We start from the raw sequence: 19,787 nt of genomic DNA on the forward strand, positions 1-19,787 counted from the left end.
GGCATTTGCTGCCGAGGGTTCACCCGAATTGCTTTACTGTATATATGCCTTCAGCACATCGCTCTGCTTGTCAAGGCACAGATACTTATATACCGGTCTGCCTACGCTTCCGCGGTGCAGATCCAGCTTCAGCAGGTGTAGGGATTTCAAAAACTCCAGATATTTACGGATAGAAACGCGGGAGATTCCCACCATGCCTGCCACCTCTTCGGTAGTAAACATGCCGTCAATACTGCAGATGCAATTCCAAACAGTGCCTAAGGTGTTTTTATCAAGGCCCTTGGGCAGAGTTACCGCAACCTGATTTTCCTGACGCATAATAGTAGTGTCAAGGTCAGACTGCTTAATGATGCCCTGCTCCTCAACAATCTGATAACGCTTCAGATAATTGTTCAGCGCAAGGTTAAAGCGTTCAAACTCAAAGGGCTTGATAATATAATCGACAGCGCCCAAACGCAGCGCCAGCTTAATTTTATCCTTATCGTTTGCTGCCGAAACGATGATGACATCTACATCATAACCACTCTCGCGTATTTTAGCCAAAAGCTGCAAACCATCCATAGTAGGCATAAAGACATCAAGAATGATTAAGTCATATTTGTTCTGACGCAGCAGCTTCAGTGCAGTATCTCCGTTACCGGCGATATCACACAGCTGAAACCCCTTGATCTGGCTAAGATAATGCTCATGTAATTGGGCAACCATCGGATCATCTTCTACAACTAACACGTTAATCATCTTAATCCCCCTCTTTCCTGGTCGGAAGCCTTACGGTAAAGGTAGTGCCTTCACCCGGAGCAGACTCCACGGTAATGGTGCCATTAAGGTTATTGATGCTTTGCTTAACCAGATATAAGCCAAAGCCATGACCGCTTTCGCATTTGCTGCTGAAACCACGCTGGAAGATATGCTCGCGTATCTCGTCGCTCATACCGGGACCGGAATCCTCCACGACGATAACAATCTCGCGGTCAAAATCCAGAATGGAAAGATTAACAATGCGTTCACCGTCAAAATTTTTCAACGCATCAAAGGCGTTTTCGATAATATTGCCGGCAATCAGTACAATATCATGTACCGAAGGCACATCCAGCTCGCTGTGCAGCTCGCTTTCCTCTGTCAAAGAAAAGTCGATATCAAGTTCACGGCTGCGGCTTATTTTACCGAGGATAAAGCCTGATAAAGTTATATCCTTCAGGCGGGTTACTACATAAGAAACCTCAGATTGTCTGTTATAGGCAATTTCCTGCGTAAAATTCTTCAGCTCGTCATAGGCCTTCATATCTATCAGGCCCATAATCACATGCATTTTGTTCATAAACTCATGTGTCTGCGCTCTTAAAGCAGTAGCATAATTTTTGAAGCCTGTCAGCTGGTTAGCCATCTCTTCTACTACAGATTTTTTGCGGAAGGTAATCACGGCACCGATAATGTTCTTGCCATCCAGCAGCGGTACTGCAGTAATAATAAAGACAGTATTACCCATCTTGACACTGGCATCAACTAAAGTTTTACCTTCTTTTATAATATCATCCCACGGCACACGTTTCAAGACATCTTTTGCAGATTTTCCAAATAGTTCATTAACTCCTTCAATACCTGCTTGCTTTAAAAGCAATTGGGCCTCGGAATTAACAAGCGTAATGCAGCCGTTGCTGTTGATATTGATAATACCTTCACGTACAGAGTTAAGAATAACATCGCGCTCCTGCAGCATTCTGGCGATTTCTTCCGGCTCATAGCCGAAAAGAACACTTTTAATCCTTTTCGCCAAATAAATTGCGCCCCAGATGCCGACAATCAGACCAAGCAGCGTCATAGACAGCAAGAATAAAACCGCGTCGATTGTTGAGTTATTGACGATTTCGTCGGAATAACCGGTAACAACATAACCGATGGTTTTCTTGTTGTCATCTTTAACAAAGCCTATGGCCTTATTGGGAATCGAGTAATTTTCCTTATAGGAAATATTGTTGCGTCCCGCATATTTGTCAACCAGATTACGCGCGCTATGCTCGAAGTCCGGCAGCTTGCCGGGATTATACAACACGCGCAGATGGCGGTTCTTGTCGTAAATCGCTACGCCAGCTTCATCCGAATGGTCAACATCGTTAACAAAGGCAGCCATAAAGCTGTCTACGGAATCCTCCGGCCTCTTGTTCTGCTTCTCCAAGCTCTCCCTTATTTCCGGAGAGTTACAGAGAATGTTGTTGATGCTTACGGCGTTGATACTGACGCGGTCGTAAATTACCCGCGCCACCTTCTGCGTCGTAAACAAAGATGTCGGCAGCAGTGCAATACCCACTACGAGCGTAATGAGTACTACTATTTTCTGTAAAAGTGAAAGCGTTTTTCCTGATTTGTAATTGTAATTATCTTTAGATTTTCTCCACATCAGCAGGTACCGTCAGGAACTGAATACCAGGATTTCGTTCCAGAATCCAATTCAGGGACCACTCGTTATTTACAAGAATAACAGGTCTGCCCTTTTTATCATAAACAAGCATTCCGTTATCCAAGCCTTTAATGTTCTCGATCAGCTTCTTATCCTCTGCGTATACCCAACGTGCAACAGAGTACGGCAGCTGGTTCATCAGCAGCTTAGAGCTGTACTCGTTAAGCAGACGGTATTCCAGAACCTCCAGCTGCAGTACACCGACTACGCCGACGATGTAGCTTTCAAGACCTACGCCCTCCTGACGGAATACCTGAATAGCACCCTCCTGCGACAGCTGGATGATGCCCTTTTCAAACTGCTTGCGTTTGAGGGAGTCCTTAGGCTGTACGCGGGCAAAAATTTCCGGCGGGAATACGGGGAAGTCTTCAAATTGCAGCTTCAGGCTGCTGTCGCTCAAGGAATCACCGATACCGAAGATACCCGGATCAAAAACGCCGATAATGTCACCTGGATATGCTTTTTCCACTATTGTGCGCTCCTGAGCCAGGAACTGCTGCGGCTGTGCCAGCTTAACCATCTTACCGGATTGCTTGTGGTAAACGCTCATTCCCTTGTCAAAGACGCCGGAACAAATACGCATGAAGGAAATTCTGTCACGGTGAGCAGGATTCATATTAGCCTGGATTTTAAAAACAAAAGCAGAGAATTTTTCGTTCTCCGGTGACAATATTGTACCATCCTGCAGCATTCTCGGCTGTGGCATGGGAGACATTTCCAGGAATTTTTCCAGGAAGCTCTGTACGCCGAAGTTGGTCATAGCACTGCCGAAGAACATCGGAGTCAGCTCGCCGGTGTTAACCTTTTCCATGTCAAACTCATCGCCTGCCATGTCCAGCAGCTCAATATCGTTGCACAGGTTTTCGTACAGCTCGTCACCCAGCAGCTCTCTGATTTTGGGATCGTCCAAAGAACCGGTAGTGGATTTCAGCTTTTTGGCACCATGGCTGGTGTCGTCCTCAAACAGCTCAATGGTGTTTTCCAGACGGTTATACACGCCTTTATAATGGCCGTCAATACCGATAGGCCAGTTAATCGGATATGCGCGGATGTTCAGCACCTTTTCCAGCTCGTCCATCAGGTCGAAGGGATTACGGCCGTAACGGTCCAGTTTGTTGACAAAGGTAAAGATAGGCAGACGGCGGCGGTGGCAAACCCAGAACAGCTTCTTGGTCTGCGGCTCTACGCCCTTGGCAGCGTCAATCAGCATAACAGCGCTGTCGGCAGCCATCAAAGTACGGTAGGTATCCTCGGAAAAGTCCTGGTGACCGGGGGTATCCAGAATGTTTACGCGGAAGCCGTCGTAATCAAATTGCAGCACGGAAGAAGTAACGGAAATACCACGCTGCTTTTCAATCTCCATCCAGTCGGATACAGCGTGCTTGTTGCTCTTTCTAGCCTTAACAGAGCCTGCCAGGTGAATAGCTCCGCCGTAAAGCAGCAGCTTTTCGGTAAGGGTTGTTTTACCTGCGTCAGGGTGAGAAATAATAGCGAAGGTACGGCGTTTCTTAATTTTATCCATCAATTCTGTCATTATGTATATGCTCTCCTATTTCTTTAAATTTTTGGTAATCCTGGCAATTTCATCCTCATCGGAAACCAGCTCGTCTACTGCCGGATAATCGGCGTTCTGCTCCTCGTACAGCTTGTAGGCATCAAGAATCTGCATTTTGATGTAGTCGGGAACAGGGATTTCCGTCTGCAGCTCACCGCGCATTGTTACGCGGAAGGCAACGTTCTCATAGCGTTCACCGCTGTAGGTTTCGCAGGTGAAGGAAGTACGCATGAATTCATCCTTGAAGGTGCAGTCCTTCAGGATGTGTGCCTTGCGTTCCTTATCCCAGGCTGCATAGATTTTGTACAGCTCCTGCTGTGCCTCCACCGGCACGTCCTCGCCCAGGACAACGGTTTCGGTTTCATCTATCGGCGTGCAGTCCATGTTGTTGTAGACTGTGCCGTCCTCCAGCTCCAGGTCAACTGTCAGCACGTAGTCAACCTCATGAAAGCTGGCTGTTTTAATCTGCCATTTCTGCTGCCAGCGGGCAATACAGTCCGGGCAGATAAATTTGGTATCGCGAATGCTGTTGTTCATGTAATTATCACGATAATACAATTTTTCTCCGGGCACAAAATGTTCGCCGCATTCGCTGCAGACGAATTCCAATGTACGAATCATCGGTCAAAACCTCCCAATATAATATGAAAAAGCCCTTACGTCGAACGCAAGGCGCTCTGCTATAACAGTAATCAGTAATGCCGTGGCTGTCGGGAAGCTGTGTTCCCGAGTTATGCGCCTTCGGCCTGATGTTTTGCAGCTTTTGCTGTCAATTACTGTTCGAATTGCTTTATTATGCCGTCAGCGGCAGTTGTATTTACCTCTGCTGCCCGGCAGCTGCGCAAAATTTATTTACACGTTCTATATTATAACATATCAGATTGTTTTTCCCTAATAATTTTTCTTTAAAATGTAGGCTGTTTGGGACGTATTGCAGAGCGAATTGTATAAAATGCTTACTACTCACATTTTATGGGATTTTTTGTGTTCTGAATTACACTTTTATGTAAATTTACGCAAATAAAAAGAACCAAAATCGGTTCTAAGTTTATAAGATTAGTTTTTCCCTAGCTCTTATCGAGAGCATTATAATATTATCCCGCATGCCCCAACTTCCTTTTAAACATGAAAAAAGCCTTTACGTTAAAACGTAAAGGCTATAAGTCCGACATTGGTCGGAGCGGCGGGATTCGAACCCACGACCTCTTCCACCCCAAGGAAGCGCTCTACCAAGCTGAGCCACGCCCCGAATCACAAGGAGTATTATACAGGTTTATTTGGATTTTGTCAACACTATTTTATAAATTATTTTAAATTTTTTTTACACCCTCTGTATCGAGGTCCAGAATATGGTAGCATGCGTGCTCATTATTGGCTGCAAACACATCTACCATAGCCTTGGCAATGCGCTCACAGTCTGCCTCCGGCGAAGCATAGGCCATTACCGTAGAGCCTGCGCCGCTGATAATAGCGTTATATGCGCCTGCCTCTTTGGCAGCCGCAAAAACATCTGGCAAGCCAGGAATCAGATGTGCACGGTACGGCTGATGCAGCTTGTCCTCCAGCGCCATGCCCAGATACTCATAATTGCCGCTCAGCAGCGCTCCGACCAAAAGCGAAGCTCTGGAGGTGTTATACACTGCGTCCTTATGCGGTACAGTCTTGGGAATAGCCTGACGCGCAAGCGACGTAGGCAGCTTGCTGTCGGGAACAACGGCGATGAACTTCAACGGCTTGGCAGGCAGCAGACGCAGGGAATGCGCCTTCTCCTGCTCCATATAGCTGATGGTGAAGCCGCCGTACAGCGCCGGCGCCACATTATCGGGATGGCCCTCGATTTCCGTAGCGATACCGAGAAGCTCGTCCTTGGTATAATGGTCATCACACAAAGCGTTGGCTGCAAACAGACCGGCAACAATCGCACTGGAGCTGCTGCCCAAACCGCGGGACATAGGAATGCGGTTGAGCATCTTTACCTTCAGACCGATGCGCTGGCCGTCGGTTACGGCGTTCCACACGCGCAGAAAGCTGGCGAAAGCCAAATTACGGCCAAACGGCTTCAGATAATCTGCGCCCTCGCCTTCTACCTCCAGCTGGAAGCCCTTCTTATCGGTTATTTCATAGCTTACTTCGTTATACAAATTGCAGGCCAGGCCAAGGGTATCAAAGCCGGGGCCGCAGTTAGCTGAGGTTGCAGGAACCTGAATAAATACTTTTTTCATGCTGCCGCCTCTTTATGCCAAATGGCTGTCTTCTACACGAATCACACAGCTGATTGCTTCTACTACCGGCAGCACGCGCAAAATTTGCAGCGCCATCTGCAGATTAGCCTCCGAAACGCTGTGGGTAATTACAACAATTTCCGCCTTGTTGCTCTTAACATCATTAGTCTGTACAACATTGCGCAGGCTCACGTTCTGTGCGCCGAAGGCTGCAGCGATAGCTGCCAGTGCGCCCGGCTTATCTGCTACCTGCAGACGGATATATGCCGGTGCGGACATCTTATCAGGCGGGCAGAGGCGTTTTTCCTCAAAGCAGGTGCAGCTGATGCGTCCGGTAGACTGATGCTGCATATTGCGGGCAACATCAATAATATCGCCGCAGACGGAGCTTGCAGTCGGCAGACGGCCTGCACCGAGGCCCAGGAACATGGCCTCACCGATAGCATCACCGTTGACGAATACAGCGTTATAAACGCCGTTTACGCCTGCCAGCGGATGGGAAAGCGGAATCATCGTCGGGTTAACACGCAGGCTTACACCGTTTTCCGGATCGTTCTTGGCGATTGCCAGAAGCTTTACTGCGTAACCTAGGTCAGTTGCATATTTGATATCGCAGGCTTCAATGCTTTCAATGCCTTCAACCTGTACATCGTCCAGATTAAAACGGGTATTGAAAGCGATAGATGCCAGAATAACGATTTTACGCGCAGCATCCAGACCGCCTACATCGGCAGTAGGATCGGACTCTGCATAGCCCTTGGCCTGCGCTTCCTTCAGCACCTCATCGTAATCAAGGTGTTCGTTAGCCATCTTGGACAGCATATAGTTGGTGGTGCCGTTCACGATACCCATAATAGAGGTAATCTGATTGGCTGCCATACTGGTTTTCATCGGTCCGATGATAGGAATACCGCCGCAGACGCTGGCTTCAAACATAAAGTCGCAGTTGTGCTCATGTGCCAGCGGGAACAGCTCGGAGCCGAATTTGGCCAGAACGTCCTTGTTGGCAGTAACAACATGCTTGCCGTTGGCAAAGGCTCTAGCGATAAATTCCTTGGCAGGATGCTCGCGGCCCAGCAGCTCAACGATAATATCAATATCCTTATCCTCAAGCACCTCATCAGCGTTATCGGTAAAAATATATTTATCACCGTATTCCTGTTTCAGGCGGTCTACATGGCGGTCAAGCACCTTGGTGATTCTTACAGGCTTGCCTACCTCTTTGGCTATTTTTTCTGCATTTTTCTCTAAAACCTTCAGCACGCCGCCACCGACAGTGCCGGCGCCCAACAGACCAACATTTACAAAATCCTTCATTTAGTACCCCTCCAATACCTAAATAAGTAATCGGTTATACCTGACCTAAAACTTCCAAACGTTTTACGCCGTCAATCATGCGCAGCTTGTCCAGCAGAGCCTCCAGATCTACAGTCAGATGCTTGGTTTCGATAGAAATAGTGGTGTTGGCAACGCCCTGCAGAGGAATGCCCTGGTTGATGGTCATGATGCTGCCGGAATCGTCGGCAACAGTATTCAGAACCTTGGACAGCACGCCGGATTTGTGCTCCAGCAGTAAGGACAAGGTAATAATTTTTTCCTTGCTTGCTTCATAGAACGGGAAAACGAAATCCTTATATTTGTAATAAGCACTGCGGCTCAGGCCCATTTTTTCAACTGCTTCGTTAATAGTTTTGATTTCGCCGCGTTTAAGGATTTCTTTAACCTTTATAGTTTTTTTAATTGCTTCAGGAAGAATTTCTTCGCGAACCAAATAGAATGTGGATTTTTCAGACATACTAGTGTCCCCTTTCTTCATACAAAGTTCTTTTAATATTATACCACTGTTCTCTTGAAAAGTACACTTGTTATTTTTGTAAATTTTGAACAAATTCAGTGCACATGACACGCATGCAAATATACAAAAAAGCTGCCGCAGGCAGGTTCCGTCACCGTAAGTAACAGAACAAGCCTGCAGCAGCTGCTGCGTAATTCTTAATTAAAATTAAGCGCGGGAAATGTAGTCGCCGGTTCTGGTATCGATAGCCAGAACGTCGCCCTCGTTGATGAACAGAGGAACCTTAACAACATAGCCGGTATCCATGGTAGCATTCTTGCTGCCGCCGGTAGCGGTATCGCCTTTGATGCCGGGTTCGGTTTCAACTACGGTCAGTTCTACAGTGTTCGGCAGGTCAACGCCCAGTACACGGTTGTCATAAATCATGATTTTAACGTCCATGTTCTCTTTCAGGAAGTTCAGTGCGCTGCCCAGAGTTTCTTTGCTCAGCTCGGTTTGTTCGTAGGTTTCATTGTCCATGAATACATACATGCCGTCGGATTCATACAGATATTGCATTTCGCGACGGTCGATGTGAGCCTTCGGCAGACGCTCGCCTGCGTTGAAGGTACGCTCAACAACAGCACCGGTGCACAGGTTACGCATTTTTGCACGTACGAAAGCAGCACCCTTACCAGGTTTTACGTGTTGGAATTCAACAACCTGCCAAGCGTCGCCATCGATAGTAACAGTTACGTTGGTTTTAAATTCGTTTGTGGAAATCATTGGAAGCCCTCCTATAAATTTAAATATTAGACAATTTCAATAAGCTGCTTTTTGACACCGTTCAAGGCTCTCGCCCCATCCTCTGTCAAAACAACAGTATCTTCTATACGTACCCCGCCTTTACCGGGAATGTATATACCAGGTTCAATAGTGAAAATCATGCCTGTCTGCAGCACTGTAGCGCCACGCTTGTTGATCATCGGCATTTCGTGGATTTCCAGGCCTACGCCGTGACCTGTTCCATGCACATAATAATCGCCGTAGCCGCAGGCGGTAATGCTGTCACGCACAATAGCGTCCAGCTCTCTGCCGGTCATACCTGCTTCGGCAGCCTTCAGGCCCTTGCGCTGTGCTTCTTCAACTATAGTATAAATTTCCTGCTGCCAGGAATTTGCCAGGCCCACTACTAATGTACGCGTCATATCGGAATGATATCCCTTATAGACGGCACCGAAGTCAAAGGTAATAAAATCACCGACCTCGATAACCTTGTCGGATGCCATGCCATGCGGCAAAGCACTGCGTACGCCGGAGGCTACAATCGTATCGAAGGAAGTCTTTTCACTTCCCAAGGCACGCATATAGTATTCCAAGCGGCCTGCCAGACTGCGCTCGGTACAGCCGGGCTTGATATCCTCCAACAGATGGATAAAGGCTTCGTCAGCGATGCTGGCAGCCTTCAGCAGCATGTCCAGCTCTTTTTTATCCTTAATCATGCGGATATCGCTGAAATCAATGCTCTGCATATAGGTTTCGCCCAAAAGCTCGTGCAGCACAGTATAATCATCATAGCTGTAATACGCTCCGTCAAAGCCTACTACCTGCGCTTGAGCATTCTTTGCCAAATCAGCGGCGGCAGCCCAGATGCTGTGCGCACCTGTCGGAGTATACTCCAGCACCTTGAAGAACTTCATTTCGTTTCTGGCCTGCTCTGTATAACGGCCATCCGTAATCAGCACGCCCTGTTGTCTGTCCAGATACAGCAGACTGGAATCTCCTGTAAAGCCGGTCAGATAACGGATTGTGGTAACATCCTTAATAATGACACTGTCTACCTGCAGCTTGGCCATATGCTCCAAAACTCTATTGATACGCGTCATGATATTACCCTCTTTCCATAAAACTTGTGACAGCTATGAATCACCTAAATATTTTACCACTCATTGGCAAAACTTTCAACTATTATCTTTGCTAAGGCACTTTTTTTGTTAACTTTGTAGCATAAGCAGCAAAAAAGCAGGCCGTAAGCAGCGCCTTGCAGCGTTGTCGGCCTGCCTTTTACAAGACATACGTTAAAAATTATTTACATTCTGCAGCAGCAATGCCTTCTGCGGTTTTGATGTTCTTACGTACATCGTCGCAGCATTTGTGGAAGTTTGCCAGCTCCTCGGCAGTCAGAGGCAGCTCCAGCACACGCTCTGCACCATTTTTGCCCAGCAGAACAGGAACGCCTACAAAGACATCCTTTTCACCGTATTCGCCGTCAAGCAGCATGGAAGCAGGCATAATGCGTTGCTCGTCGTTGAAAATACAGCGTACCATACGTGCTGCGGTAGAGCAGATGCCGTATTCGGTGCAGTGCTTGCCGCTGTAGGTTACCCAACCGCCGCCGATAGCGCGTTTTTGCAGCTCCGGTTTGTCAAAAGCGAATTTTGCGTCCTCATTCTCCAAAGAGCTTAAAGGAATGCCGTTGAAGTTTACGCAGGACCAGGCAGCCATTTGGGAAGCGCCGTGCTCGCCAATCATGTAAGCGCTGATGGATTGCGGAGAAACGCCAGTCTGCAGAGATAAAGCAGATACCAGACGGGAGGTATCCAGACCGGTACCGGTGCCGATTACATGGCCTTTCGGCAAACCGCTTTCGCGATAAAGGATGTTGGTGATAACATCGCAGGGATTGGTGATGTTAACAATGAAGCCGTTGAAGCCGCTGGCCATAACCTTGTGGATATAACCTTTAACCTGTGCTGCGGTAAAGGTAAGTTCATCCAAGCGGTCACCGCTGGCAACCAGGTCGATATCGCCGATGCAGTTTACGATAGCGTCGCAGTCGCCCAAGTCAGCGTAGGTACCGCCGTTGATTTTTACATCATGCGGGCAATACAGAATTGCGTCGCGCAGGTCCTGTACCTCGGCAGCCAGCTTGGATTCTTTCGGATCTACCAGCACCAGCTCGGCAGCAATGCCTTGAATAGCCAGGCTGTATGCAACGTGAGCACCAACGTGACCTAAACCGAGAATACCAACTTTTCTTGTTTTCATAATTAAGTTCCCCCCAAATTATTCTTTAATATTTTATTTGTCCAAAATAGGCAGCGTAGCTGACGCATGGCCCATAATGGTAATATTGTAATCCTTTTTGCCCTGCTCTGCAAGCTTTTCCTGAGCCAGATTCCAGGCCTCCTGCAAGGATGTACAGGGAATATGACCTGTCTTGCGGACAAAATCGAAGTTCTCCGGACGTGTTACCAGATAAGCGGTTACATCGTTGACAATGCAGCGCGCCTTGAAGGCAACAAAGGCCGGAATAGTGAAATTAGCACGGATATCCTTTTCAAACTGCTCCATATCGTTACGGCTGAAGCAGTCCGTAAAAATAGCAGGCTCCTTAATATCCGGGCAGTCCAAAGTGAAAATCATGATGCCGCCGTGCTTAACCGCAAACTGTGCGTTCATGTGGCACTTGGTAGCCTGATACAGGTTCAAATCCTTCGGATAACCACCTGCGGAAGCAATTACTACATCAGCAAGCTGCTTGATGTGTACGCCTGCCATAGCCAGCAAATCCTTACAGCCCTTCTGCCATGCCTCGTACCAGTGGCCTGCAACAACCTCGCTGATTTCTCCGTCCGGAGTAAACACAGTGTTCACCAGAAAATCCGGATCCAGCAGCTTGCAGGATTCATACATATCCTGATGAATGGGATTGCCCTCGAGCAGACTTGCGTCACAGGCCTTGTTGCAGCCTGCGCCTTCTACCGGGGACATAGTCATGCAATGGTTTTTCATAATGCTGTCATATGCCGCTACGCCCGGCATAACAGCCTTGCGTCCGCCGCCGAAGCCGGCAAAGGGATGCAGTGTTACGGCACCGGTCAGAATAACTCTGTCGGCATTGGCAACATATTTGCTGATAGCAACATCATTACCGAAGGAGGTTTGGCCAAGCAATACCATATCCTCGCTCTTGCGGGAGTCATGCTGCACAATTTTCAGACGGCGCACCATTTCCTCGCCGCAAACGGTGATATCCTCTTCATGCGTATGACCGCGGTGGGTACCGGTAGCAACAATAACGGTGATGTCCTCGTCCTTAACGCCCACACTGTTCAGCTCGGCAACAATTACCGGCAGAAATTCGGACGTACCGCACAGACGAGTGATATCACTGATAACGATAGCCACAGTTTCGCCTGCATGCACAATTTCGCGCAGCGGCTTGGTGCCAATCGGGTTACGGATTGCTTCGGTAGTAGCGGCAACAACGTCCTCGCAGACGCTGGATTCATTGCCGTGAATATCATATATAACGCGCTCCTCGGGGAGCACTACCTCTTCCTGTCGTTTGCCTATAGGCAGAAAGTATTTTTTCATCGACATCCCTCCATTTGAAAAAACTAACTCTATTATACATGAAATCAGCTAAATATACAAGCTGACAGTAAAACTGTAAAGAAAATTCAGCCTTTGTCTAAAATTGTGTTATAATACTACTATATGAAAGCGAGGTTCCCATTATGAAGAAAACTCTTATCGCCTATTTCACACGCACAGGCATTACCCAAAAGCTGGCCGAGGACACCGCCAAGCAAACTGACGCCGACCTTTTTGCTATTGAGCCGGTAAAAGAATATTCCTCCTCTTATCTTATCTGCGTAGGCCAGGCCAAGCTGGAAAACCTGCAGAACGCCCGTCCTGCGATGAAGGCTAAGCCGCAGAACCTGCAGGACTATGACACCATTGTGGTGATGTTCCCTATCTGGTGGTTCACCTGCCCCAATATCATCCTCACCTTTCTGGAAGAAAACGACCTGAGCGGCAAAACAATTATCCCTGTCTGCACCTACGGCAGCAGCGGCAAGGGCAGCAGCGAAAAGGCTATGACTGAAATTTGCAAGGACGCAGCCTTTAATCCCTGTATCGAAGCAACCGGCCTCAAAGACAAGGCTGTAGCAGCCATCGCCGCAGCTATAAAAGAAGCATAAACAGAATCATAAGCGTAAAATTAAGGCTTCCGCAGTTTGGCAACACCTTACTGCAGAAGCCTTTTGCTTTATAATTTTTCAGGATATACTTACGGCTTTACGCATAAAATACGCTGCGTAAGATTTGTCAGCACGTTGATGGCATTAGCCAGCGCGCTGTGGTCAAAGTGCATATCGCGGTCATGCAGACGCGGCTCCAGATTGCAGCCTATGCCTAGGCTGGCAGTTTTCAGCTGCGGACGCTCCTGCTTGAAGAAGTTGAAGTCCTCGCCTACCGTAATATTGGCAGCGGGAATCAGTCCCCCCGCTCCCAGCTCTGCAGAAATTACCTCCTGCGTCAGCGCCAACAGTGACGGGTCAGCCTCCGCCGCCGGGCAGGTGCCGACGATATGACAATCCGCCTCCGCGCCGTACACCTTCGCCGTATTCACAACGATGTCCTCTACCTTGCGGCGCAGCTCGAGCATCTCGGCGTTCGACGTACTGCGCAGGTCAAAGCCGATGCTTACCTTGTCGCAGATAGCGTTGAGCGAGCCTGCACCGCCCATGAAGCGGGTAGTCTTGATGCTGCCGCCCAAAAGCGGATTGCTGTGCAGTGCGTTGATGGCATTGACGATAGCGGCACCGGCATCAATAGCATTCACGCCCAGATGCGGCTGGGAGCCGTGCGCTGCCAACCCACGGATTTCGCCTTCCATCAGGGTGCAGGCCGTCCAGTTGATCTGCGCGATAATCTGACCGCTGCGTGCCATATCCTTCGGCATTACATGGTAGCCTAAAGCGTACTGCACATCATCCAGCGCTCCTGCCTCCAGCATTGCCAGTGCGCCTCTGCCGATTTCCTCAGCAGGCTGGCAAAGAATCTTCACGCGGCCGCAGGCAAGCCCCTGCTCTTGCAGCAGCTTGGCTACGCCCAAAGCGATAGTCATATGCGCATCATGGCCGCAGGCGTGAATAGGCTCCAGCGAGCCGTCCTCGTTTTTAAACAGCAGGCAATCCATATCGGTGCGCACTGCTACCGTAGGTCCAGGCTTGCCGCTGTCCAGCACAGCGGTAAGCGCGGTAGTATCACCGACGTTTTCGGTTACATCGTAACCAAGCTTACGCAAAAAATCAGCCAGAAAGGCTGCAGTCCTAACCTCTTTAAAAGCAGGCTCTGCCAGAGCATGCAGCTTGGGCCATACCTCATTAATATGTGCTTGAATATCCATGATTTAATTACCACCTTTGCATAACAAAAGGCCAACGGCAAAGCTCCCGCAGGAGTTTGCGCGTTGACCATGAGCTCATTATTTATTATCCCAGCCTAAGTATACAGAACCGGGGAATTTCTTCTCGATGAATTCTGCATTTTCCTTAGATTGATATGCTTCCTGGAAAATCTTCAGACGCGGATCGTTCAGGTCTTTTTCCTGTACGGCAACAATGTTTACATACAGAGAATCCTTGGTTTCACGCAGGATAGGATCCTTGGCGGGGTCCAGGCCGGCGCTGATAGCGTAGGTAGTGTTGATTGCTGCGCAGGTCAGATCATCCAGGCTGCGGGGAATTGCTGCAGCCTCCAGCTCAACAATTTCGAAATGGTGCGGATTTTCGGTGATATCCTTAACGCTGGTAGTAACATCCTTCGGGTCTTTAACCTTAATCAGGTTGTTGGCAGCAAGCAACAGAATAGCACGGCCGCCGTTGGTCGGATCGTTAGGAATACCGATTTTCGCACCGTCAGGAATGGTATCGCCGGGTTTCAATTTTTTAGAATAGATGTTAATCGGGAACAAAGCAGTGTTAAAAGCTTTAGCCAGCTTGAAGGAAGGCTCCTTCTTCATGGTTGCCTTCAGGAAGGGCTCGTGCTGGAAGCAGTTAGCCCAGATTTCACCGGAAGCCAGAGCGGAGTTAGGAGTTACGAAATCGCTGAACTCTTTAACCTCAATCTTCAGGCCTTTTTTCTCGGCAATCTTCTTTACATTATCCATAATGATAGCATGCGGACCGGGGTTTACGCCTACGATAACGGGCTTATTCATATCTACCTTGCCGTCATCCTTAGAACCGCCGCAGCCTGCAGCTACGATAGCAAACATTGTCAGTACGCCTACAAGAGCGTATTTTAAAAACTTATTCATTATACATTAACCTCCCCAGCAGTTTACTAGACTGCTAAAACAAAATACGTTGTTATTATATTCTTTTGCAGGAGTATAGTCAAGCAGGAAAAATGTATACTATTTTACACTTTTTAAAAGTTTTGCAATGCAAAAAAGGCTACCACAATTGCTTGTGATAGCCTTAAATGTTCAGTTGCAGTCCAAACTAAACGGATTATTTAATTTGAGACATAACCTCTGCAGCGAAGTCCTCTTGTTTCTTTTCGATGCCTTCACCCAGTTGGAAACGGGAGAATGCCAGAACTTCAGCGCCTGCAGCTTTTACCAGTTTGCCAACAGTTTGGTCCGGATCTTTAACGAACTCTTGGTCAACCAGGCATACTTCTTTGTAGTATTTGTTGATACGGCCCATAACCATCTTCTCGATGATTTTTTCCGGTTTGCCTTCGTTTTTAGCTTGCTCGGACAGAACTTCTTTCTCGTGTTCCAGCTCAGCAGCCGGTACTTGAGAGCGTTCCAGGTAGCTCGGGTTAGCAGCAGCAACATGCATTGCAACGTCTTTACCCAGTTCAGCATTGCCGCCTTTTAATTCAACAATAACGCCGATTTTGCCGCCGCCATGGATGTAAGCAGCAACAACGCCTTCCGGAGCTTCGTACAGAGCGAAACGACGAACGGAAATCTTTTCGCCGATCTTAGCAACGCTAGCGGTTACCAGAGCTTCAACGGTTTGGCCGTCCAGCTCGGAAGCCAGCAGAGCTTCTACGTCAGCCGGTTTGGTAGCTACAATATGAGCAGCAATTTTTTCAACGAGTTCTTTGAAGCCGTCGGTTTTAGCAACAAAGTCGGTTTCGCAGTTAACTTCTACGATTGCACCGATCTTGCCGTCAGCGCTTACGAAAGAGCCAACAACGCCTTCAGCAGCGATACGGCCGGCTTTTTTAGCAGCAGCAGCCAGACCTTTTTCACGCAGGAAGTCGATTGCTTTGTCCATATCGCCTTCTACAGCGGTCAGTGCTTTTTTGCAGTCCATCATGCCAGCGCCAGTACGCTCGCGCAGTTCTTTAACTAATGCAGCAGTAATTTGAGCCATCAGTTATTCCTCCTCAAAATGTAATATATTAACGTTAGGATTATTCAGCTTCTTCGGTTGCCGGAGCTTCTTCAGCAGCAGCTTCTTCGGTTTGCATACCTTGACGGCCTTCCAGAACAGCGTCAGCCATTTTAGCAGTCAGCAGTTTTACAGCGCGGATAGCGTCGTCGTTTGCAGGGATTACATGATCGATTTCGTCCGGATCGCAGTTGGTGTCAACGGTTGCAACGATAGGAATGTTCAGTTTGTGAGCTTCCAGAACAGCGATGTGCTCTTTGCGGGGGTCAACGATGAACATAGCGCCCGGCAGTTTTTTCATGTCTTTGATACCGCCCAAGTATTTGGTCAGTTTTTCCATTTCATGTTTCAGGCCGATAACTTCTTTCTTCGGCAGCAGGTCGAAGGTGCCGTCAGCTTCCATAGCTTCCAGTTTGCGCAGACGTGCAATACGGGTTTGGATGGTTTTGAAGTTGGTCAGCATGCCGCCCAGCCAACGCTCGTTAACGAAGAACATGTTGCAGCGGGTAGCTTCTTCTTTCATAGCTTCTTGAGCTTGTTTTTTGGTACCAACGAACAGAATGTTTTCGCCGGCAGCAGCAACCTCACGGATGAAGTTGTAAGCTTCGTCAACCTTTTTTACGGTTTTTTGCAGGTCGATGATGTAGATACCGTTACGTTCGGTGAAGATGTACGGAGCCATTTTAGGGTTCCAACGACGGGTTTGGTGACCAAAGTGTACACCAGCTTCAAGTAATTGTTTCATAGAGATAATAGCCATTTTTTGTTTCCTCCTGTTTTTTCCTCCGCAGGAATGGGTTATAATTCTTCTCTACGCGGCAAAACGTAGCAACAGATGAATTTTCCTGCGTGTGTTATTTTTACACCAAAATATTTTACCATAAATTCCGCAAGCAGGCAAGAGATTTTTACTGCTTGCGGAGGGTAAATGTTAAATTTTTACATTATAATGCTGTGCTTACAAAATATACCCCAGATACGCCGCATAGCAAACCAGCATCAAGGCACCGGCCCAGCGCTGCAGTCTTTGCGTACGCAGCACGCACAGCCACAGAAGCACTGCCGCACCAAGCGCTACATAAGTATCAAAGTTAAAAGCAGATGCAAAGGGAATGTCGATAATCAGCGAGGACAAGCCTACTACGAAAAGGATATTGAAAATGTTACTGCCGACGATATTACCTATCGCAATATCCGCATTGCCGCGACGTGCTGCCGCCACAGAGGTAAACAGCTCCGGCAGTGAGGTTCCCAAGGCCACAATCGTCAGGCCGATGAAACGCTCGCTGAGTCCCGCATAGGTTGCAATAGAGGTTGCTGCGCCTACGGTAACATTACTGCCCGCAATAATCAGCGCCAAACCGCCCACTGCACCCAAAAGGCAGCGTCCCAGCGGCAGGCCGGGTTCTTCAAGGTCACTGTCGACATTGCTTTTCATCGCCATGGTGTACAGATACATCATATATGCGGCAAAGGCTACCATAAGCACACCGCCGTCCGCCAGACTGATGCTACCGTCGCGTCCCTGATAAAACAGCAGTGCGGTAACACCAATCATGAAGGGGATTTCGATGCGTACGGTAGAACGCGCTACCGCAATCGGCACAATAGAAGCCGCAAGGCCGAGAATCACCAGGATATTAAGAATATTACTGCCGACGATATTACCGATGGTAATATCTGCATTACCCTTAACTGCAGCAGCGATACTTACCGCCGCCTCCGGTGCGCTCGTACCCATCGCCACGATAGTAAGGCCGATTACCAGCTGCGGAATGCCGAAGCGCATGGCAATGCCTGCTGCACCTTCAACAAACCAATCCGCCCCCTTACCGAGCATCACAAAGCCTAAAGCCAATAAAACAAACTGTAAAGCTATTTCCATTTTCTTCCTCCTTGATTTGCAGCCGTCCCTAAAAACAAAAAAGCGAGACATTGCTGCAATAAAATTACAACAAAGTCTCGCTACTTAGTCACAAAGCCGGATTGCCGAAGCAATCGTACTGACGACAGAGTGAACACGCCATGCGTGCAAGCTACTCCCTTTATATGCATAGTTTATCCAAACGCCGGGAGTTTGTCAAGTAAAATTTAGCTTCTTTTGAACAGCTTGCCGAAAAGCGGCGAAAGCAGTGATAAAAGAGCTGCCACCAGGAAGAACAGGCACAGCGGACGCTGGAAGAAAATAGCAAAGCTGCCGTCACTCATAATCAGCGAGCCGACAAAGTTCTGCTCCGCCATACCGCCGAGGATAATGCCGATGATAATCGCCGACATGGAAAAGCCCAGCTTATTCATAAAGTAACCCAGGAAACCGCTTGCTACCATCAGATAAACATCATTCAGGGAATTATTGTAGGAATAAGTGCCCACGAAGGTCATCATCACGATAATCGGCAGCAGAATATGCACAGGCACGTTAACAACCTTCATAAAAAGTCTGATTAACGAAAAGCCCATGATACCCATAATCACGTTGGCCAACAGCAGACCGATGAAGATAGCATAAACATCAGGCGCCTTTTCCACAAACAGCAAGGGACCGGGCTGCAGGCCCTGAACCATCAGCGCACCCATCATAATTGCCGTTGCGCCATCACCGGGGATACCCAACGTAAGCACCGGAATAAAAGCACCGCCGGATACAGCGTTGTTGCCTGCCTCGGAGGCTACAATGCCCTCAGGCTCGCCGTTGCCGAAGTTCTTGCTGTGCTTAGACCAGCGTTTCGCCTGATCATAGGAAACAAAGGAAGCGATATCGCCGCCGGTACCGGGCACACAGCCGATGAATGTACCGATGAAGGAGGAACGCAAAAGCGTGGTAAACACTCTCTTGATATCATCAAACGAAGGCAGCAGACGGTCAAGCATCATGTGCTGCTCCTGACGTTCATTATGATAATAATCCTCAATACTGCTCAACACCTGCGCAAAGGCGAATACGCCGATCAGCACAGGGATAAAGGACACACCGCCCATAAAATAGTTGGTGTCCAAGGTAAAGCGGATAGCGCCGCTCATACCGTCAATGCCGACAGTCGCCAGGAACAGGCCGATAAGACCGCCCATAATACCCTTGATAACACTGCCTGAGGAAACGCTCGTAATAATGCTGAGGCCGAAAATAGCCAGAGCAAAATATTCCGGCTTGGAAAACTGCAGTGCAACCTTCGCCAGCTGCGGTGCCAGCAAAATCAGACAGACGGTACTGAAAATACCGCCGAAGGTGCTGGCCAAGGTGGAAAGACCGAGAGCACGTCCGGGCTGTCCCATCTTCGTCGCCATCGGGTAACCATCCAGAGTAGTCGCTACGGAAGCAGGCGTACCCGGAGTTTTCAACAGGATTGCCGAAATACTGCCGCCGTAAATCGCACCGCAGTAAATACCCAGCAGCATCAGAATGCCGCCGATACCGTGAAAGGTAAAGGCCAGCGGAAACAGCAGCGCCAAACCCATGTTAACACTCAGGCCGGGCATACAGCCGAAGGCAATGCCAACCAGCACGCCGAAGAAAAGTCCCAGCAGATTCATGGGGACGAAAATCATATTTAATGCGCTCATTATATCAACCATC

18 protein-coding genes and 1 tRNA gene are annotated in these 19,787 nt (G+C 48.4%); 1 reads left to right on the plus strand and 18 read right to left on the minus strand.

Going from position 1 to position 19,787, the window contains the following annotated elements:
- Positions 1-33 precede the first annotated feature (33 nt).
- From KAH19_RS09935 to larA, 12 genes are all read right to left on the minus strand, one after another.
- A complete protein-coding gene (locus tag KAH19_RS09935) occupies positions 34-738 on the minus strand; it encodes a response regulator (RefSeq protein WP_210684465.1) in 705 nt (234 codons plus the stop codon).
- 1 nt (position 739) lies between these two features.
- Positions 740-2,395 (minus strand): sensor histidine kinase, encoded by a 1,656-nt coding sequence (locus KAH19_RS09940; RefSeq protein WP_210684466.1) that lies wholly within the window; start codon positions 2,393-2,395, stop codon positions 740-742.
- Positions 2,379-3,989, minus strand: coding sequence for a peptide chain release factor 3 (locus KAH19_RS09945; RefSeq protein WP_210684467.1), 1,611 nt, complete (start codon positions 3,987-3,989; stop codon positions 2,379-2,381). The genes KAH19_RS09940 and KAH19_RS09945 overlap by 17 nt, the downstream gene beginning before the upstream one ends.
- Positions 3,990-4,004: 15 nt before the next feature.
- Positions 4,005-4,631, minus strand: a complete 627-nt coding sequence (locus tag KAH19_RS09950; RefSeq protein WP_210684468.1) for a hypothetical protein — start codon at positions 4,629-4,631, stop codon at positions 4,005-4,007.
- A 551-nt stretch (positions 4,632-5,182) separates the two neighbouring features.
- Positions 5,183-5,259 (minus strand) — tRNA-Pro (locus KAH19_RS09955).
- A 61-nt stretch (positions 5,260-5,320) separates the two neighbouring features.
- Positions 5,321-6,232, minus strand: a complete 912-nt coding sequence (gene thrB, locus KAH19_RS09960; RefSeq protein WP_210684469.1) for a homoserine kinase — start codon at positions 6,230-6,232, stop codon at positions 5,321-5,323.
- A gap of 12 nt (positions 6,233-6,244) precedes the next feature.
- Complete coding sequence (locus KAH19_RS09965; RefSeq protein WP_210684470.1) at positions 6,245-7,549, minus strand: homoserine dehydrogenase; 1,305 nt, start codon at positions 7,547-7,549, stop codon at positions 6,245-6,247.
- Between the two features lie 34 nt (positions 7,550-7,583).
- Positions 7,584-8,027 (minus strand): ACT domain-containing protein, encoded by a 444-nt coding sequence (locus tag KAH19_RS09970; RefSeq protein WP_040564968.1) that lies wholly within the window; start codon positions 8,025-8,027, stop codon positions 7,584-7,586.
- Positions 8,028-8,234: 207 nt separating this feature from the next.
- Positions 8,235-8,792, minus strand: coding sequence for an elongation factor P (gene efp, locus KAH19_RS09975; protein WP_009145091.1), 558 nt, complete (start codon positions 8,790-8,792; stop codon positions 8,235-8,237).
- Positions 8,793-8,818: 26 nt separating this feature from the next.
- Positions 8,819-9,892, minus strand: coding sequence for a Xaa-Pro peptidase family protein (locus KAH19_RS09980; RefSeq protein ID WP_210684471.1), 1,074 nt, complete (start codon positions 9,890-9,892; stop codon positions 8,819-8,821).
- A gap of 199 nt (positions 9,893-10,091) precedes the next feature.
- Positions 10,092-11,054 carry an L-lactate dehydrogenase gene (locus KAH19_RS09985; protein WP_210684472.1) on the minus strand — a complete coding sequence of 321 codons (963 nt, stop codon included), beginning with the start codon at positions 11,052-11,054 and terminating at the stop codon, positions 10,092-10,094.
- A 33-nt stretch (positions 11,055-11,087) separates the two neighbouring features.
- A complete protein-coding gene (larA, locus tag KAH19_RS09990) occupies positions 11,088-12,386 on the minus strand; it encodes a nickel-dependent lactate racemase (protein WP_246869360.1) in 1,299 nt (432 codons plus the stop codon).
- A gap of 143 nt (positions 12,387-12,529) precedes the next feature.
- On the opposite strand from larA, the gene KAH19_RS09995 reads away from it, so the two are divergent.
- Positions 12,530-12,997, plus strand: coding sequence for a flavodoxin (locus tag KAH19_RS09995; RefSeq protein WP_210684474.1), 468 nt, complete (start codon positions 12,530-12,532; stop codon positions 12,995-12,997).
- An 89-nt stretch (positions 12,998-13,086) separates the two neighbouring features.
- On the opposite strand, the gene KAH19_RS10000 is transcribed toward KAH19_RS09995, so the two are convergent.
- From KAH19_RS10000 to KAH19_RS10025, 6 genes are all read right to left on the minus strand, one after another.
- Entirely contained in the window at positions 13,087-14,208 is a 1,122-nt protein-coding gene (locus KAH19_RS10000; protein ID WP_210684475.1) for an amidohydrolase, read from the minus strand.
- 78 nt (positions 14,209-14,286) lie between these two features.
- On the minus strand, positions 14,287-15,120 hold the full coding sequence (locus tag KAH19_RS10005) for a MetQ/NlpA family ABC transporter substrate-binding protein (RefSeq protein WP_210684476.1): 834 nt from the start codon (positions 15,118-15,120) through the stop codon (positions 14,287-14,289).
- A gap of 196 nt (positions 15,121-15,316) precedes the next feature.
- The gene (gene tsf / locus KAH19_RS10010) at positions 15,317-16,195 is read right to left on the minus strand and encodes a translation elongation factor Ts (protein WP_021721142.1); all 879 of its coding nucleotides are present in this window, start codon (positions 16,193-16,195) and stop codon (positions 15,317-15,319) included.
- A 40-nt stretch (positions 16,196-16,235) separates the two neighbouring features.
- Positions 16,236-16,973, minus strand: coding sequence for a 30S ribosomal protein S2 (gene rpsB, locus KAH19_RS10015; protein ID WP_021721143.1), 738 nt, complete (start codon positions 16,971-16,973; stop codon positions 16,236-16,238).
- 198 nt (positions 16,974-17,171) lie between these two features.
- A complete protein-coding gene (locus KAH19_RS10020) occupies positions 17,172-18,098 on the minus strand; it encodes a calcium/sodium antiporter (RefSeq protein ID WP_246869361.1) in 927 nt (308 codons plus the stop codon).
- A gap of 206 nt (positions 18,099-18,304) precedes the next feature.
- A complete protein-coding gene (locus tag KAH19_RS10025) occupies positions 18,305-19,786 on the minus strand; it encodes a tripartite tricarboxylate transporter permease (RefSeq protein ID WP_210684478.1) in 1,482 nt (493 codons plus the stop codon).
- Position 19,787 lies beyond the last annotated feature (1 nt).

It is taken from the genome of Phascolarctobacterium sp. Marseille-Q4147 (assembly GCF_017968825.1).
GTDB lineage: Bacteria > Bacillota > Negativicutes > Acidaminococcales > Acidaminococcaceae > Phascolarctobacterium_A.

Bases quoted from the DNA above. Each gene is read 5' to 3' on its own strand.
- KAH19_RS09935 (WP_210684465.1), bottom strand. From the start codon at position 738: ATGATTAACGTGTTAGTTGTAGAAGATGATCCGATGGTTGCCCAATTA.
- KAH19_RS09940 (WP_210684466.1), bottom strand. From the start codon at position 2,395: ATGTGGAGAAAATCTAAAGATAATTACAATTACAAATCAGGAAAAACG.
- KAH19_RS09945 (WP_210684467.1), bottom strand. From the start codon at position 3,989: ATGACAGAATTGATGGATAAAATTAAGAAACGCCGTACCTTCGCTATT.
- KAH19_RS09950 (WP_210684468.1), bottom strand. From the start codon at position 4,631: ATGATTCGTACATTGGAATTCGTCTGCAGCGAATGCGGCGAACATTTT.
- thrB (WP_210684469.1), bottom strand. From the start codon at position 6,232: ATGAAAAAAGTATTTATTCAGGTTCCTGCAACCTCAGCTAACTGCGGC.
- KAH19_RS09965 (WP_210684470.1), bottom strand. From the start codon at position 7,549: ATGAAGGATTTTGTAAATGTTGGTCTGTTGGGCGCCGGCACTGTCGGT.
- KAH19_RS09970 (WP_040564968.1), bottom strand. From the start codon at position 8,027: ATGTCTGAAAAATCCACATTCTATTTGGTTCGCGAAGAAATTCTTCCT.
- efp (WP_009145091.1), bottom strand. From the start codon at position 8,792: ATGATTTCCACAAACGAATTTAAAACCAACGTAACTGTTACTATCGAT.
- KAH19_RS09980 (WP_210684471.1), bottom strand. From the start codon at position 9,892: ATGACGCGTATCAATAGAGTTTTGGAGCATATGGCCAAGCTGCAGGTA.
- KAH19_RS09985 (WP_210684472.1), bottom strand. From the start codon at position 11,054: ATGAAAACAAGAAAAGTTGGTATTCTCGGTTTAGGTCACGTTGGTGCT.
- larA (WP_246869360.1), bottom strand. From the start codon at position 12,386: ATGAAAAAATACTTTCTGCCTATAGGCAAACGACAGGAAGAGGTAGTG.
- KAH19_RS09995 (WP_210684474.1), top strand. From the start codon at position 12,530: ATGAAGAAAACTCTTATCGCCTATTTCACACGCACAGGCATTACCCAA.
- KAH19_RS10000 (WP_210684475.1), bottom strand. From the start codon at position 14,208: ATGGATATTCAAGCACATATTAATGAGGTATGGCCCAAGCTGCATGCT.
- KAH19_RS10005 (WP_210684476.1), bottom strand. From the start codon at position 15,120: ATGAATAAGTTTTTAAAATACGCTCTTGTAGGCGTACTGACAATGTTT.
- tsf (WP_021721142.1), bottom strand. From the start codon at position 16,195: ATGGCTCAAATTACTGCTGCATTAGTTAAAGAACTGCGCGAGCGTACT.
- rpsB (WP_021721143.1), bottom strand. From the start codon at position 16,973: ATGGCTATTATCTCTATGAAACAATTACTTGAAGCTGGTGTACACTTT.
- KAH19_RS10020 (WP_246869361.1), bottom strand. From the start codon at position 18,098: ATGGAAATAGCTTTACAGTTTGTTTTATTGGCTTTAGGCTTTGTGATG.
- KAH19_RS10025 (WP_210684478.1), bottom strand. From the start codon at position 19,786: ATGGTTGATATAATGAGCGCATTAAATATGATTTTCGTCCCCATGAAT.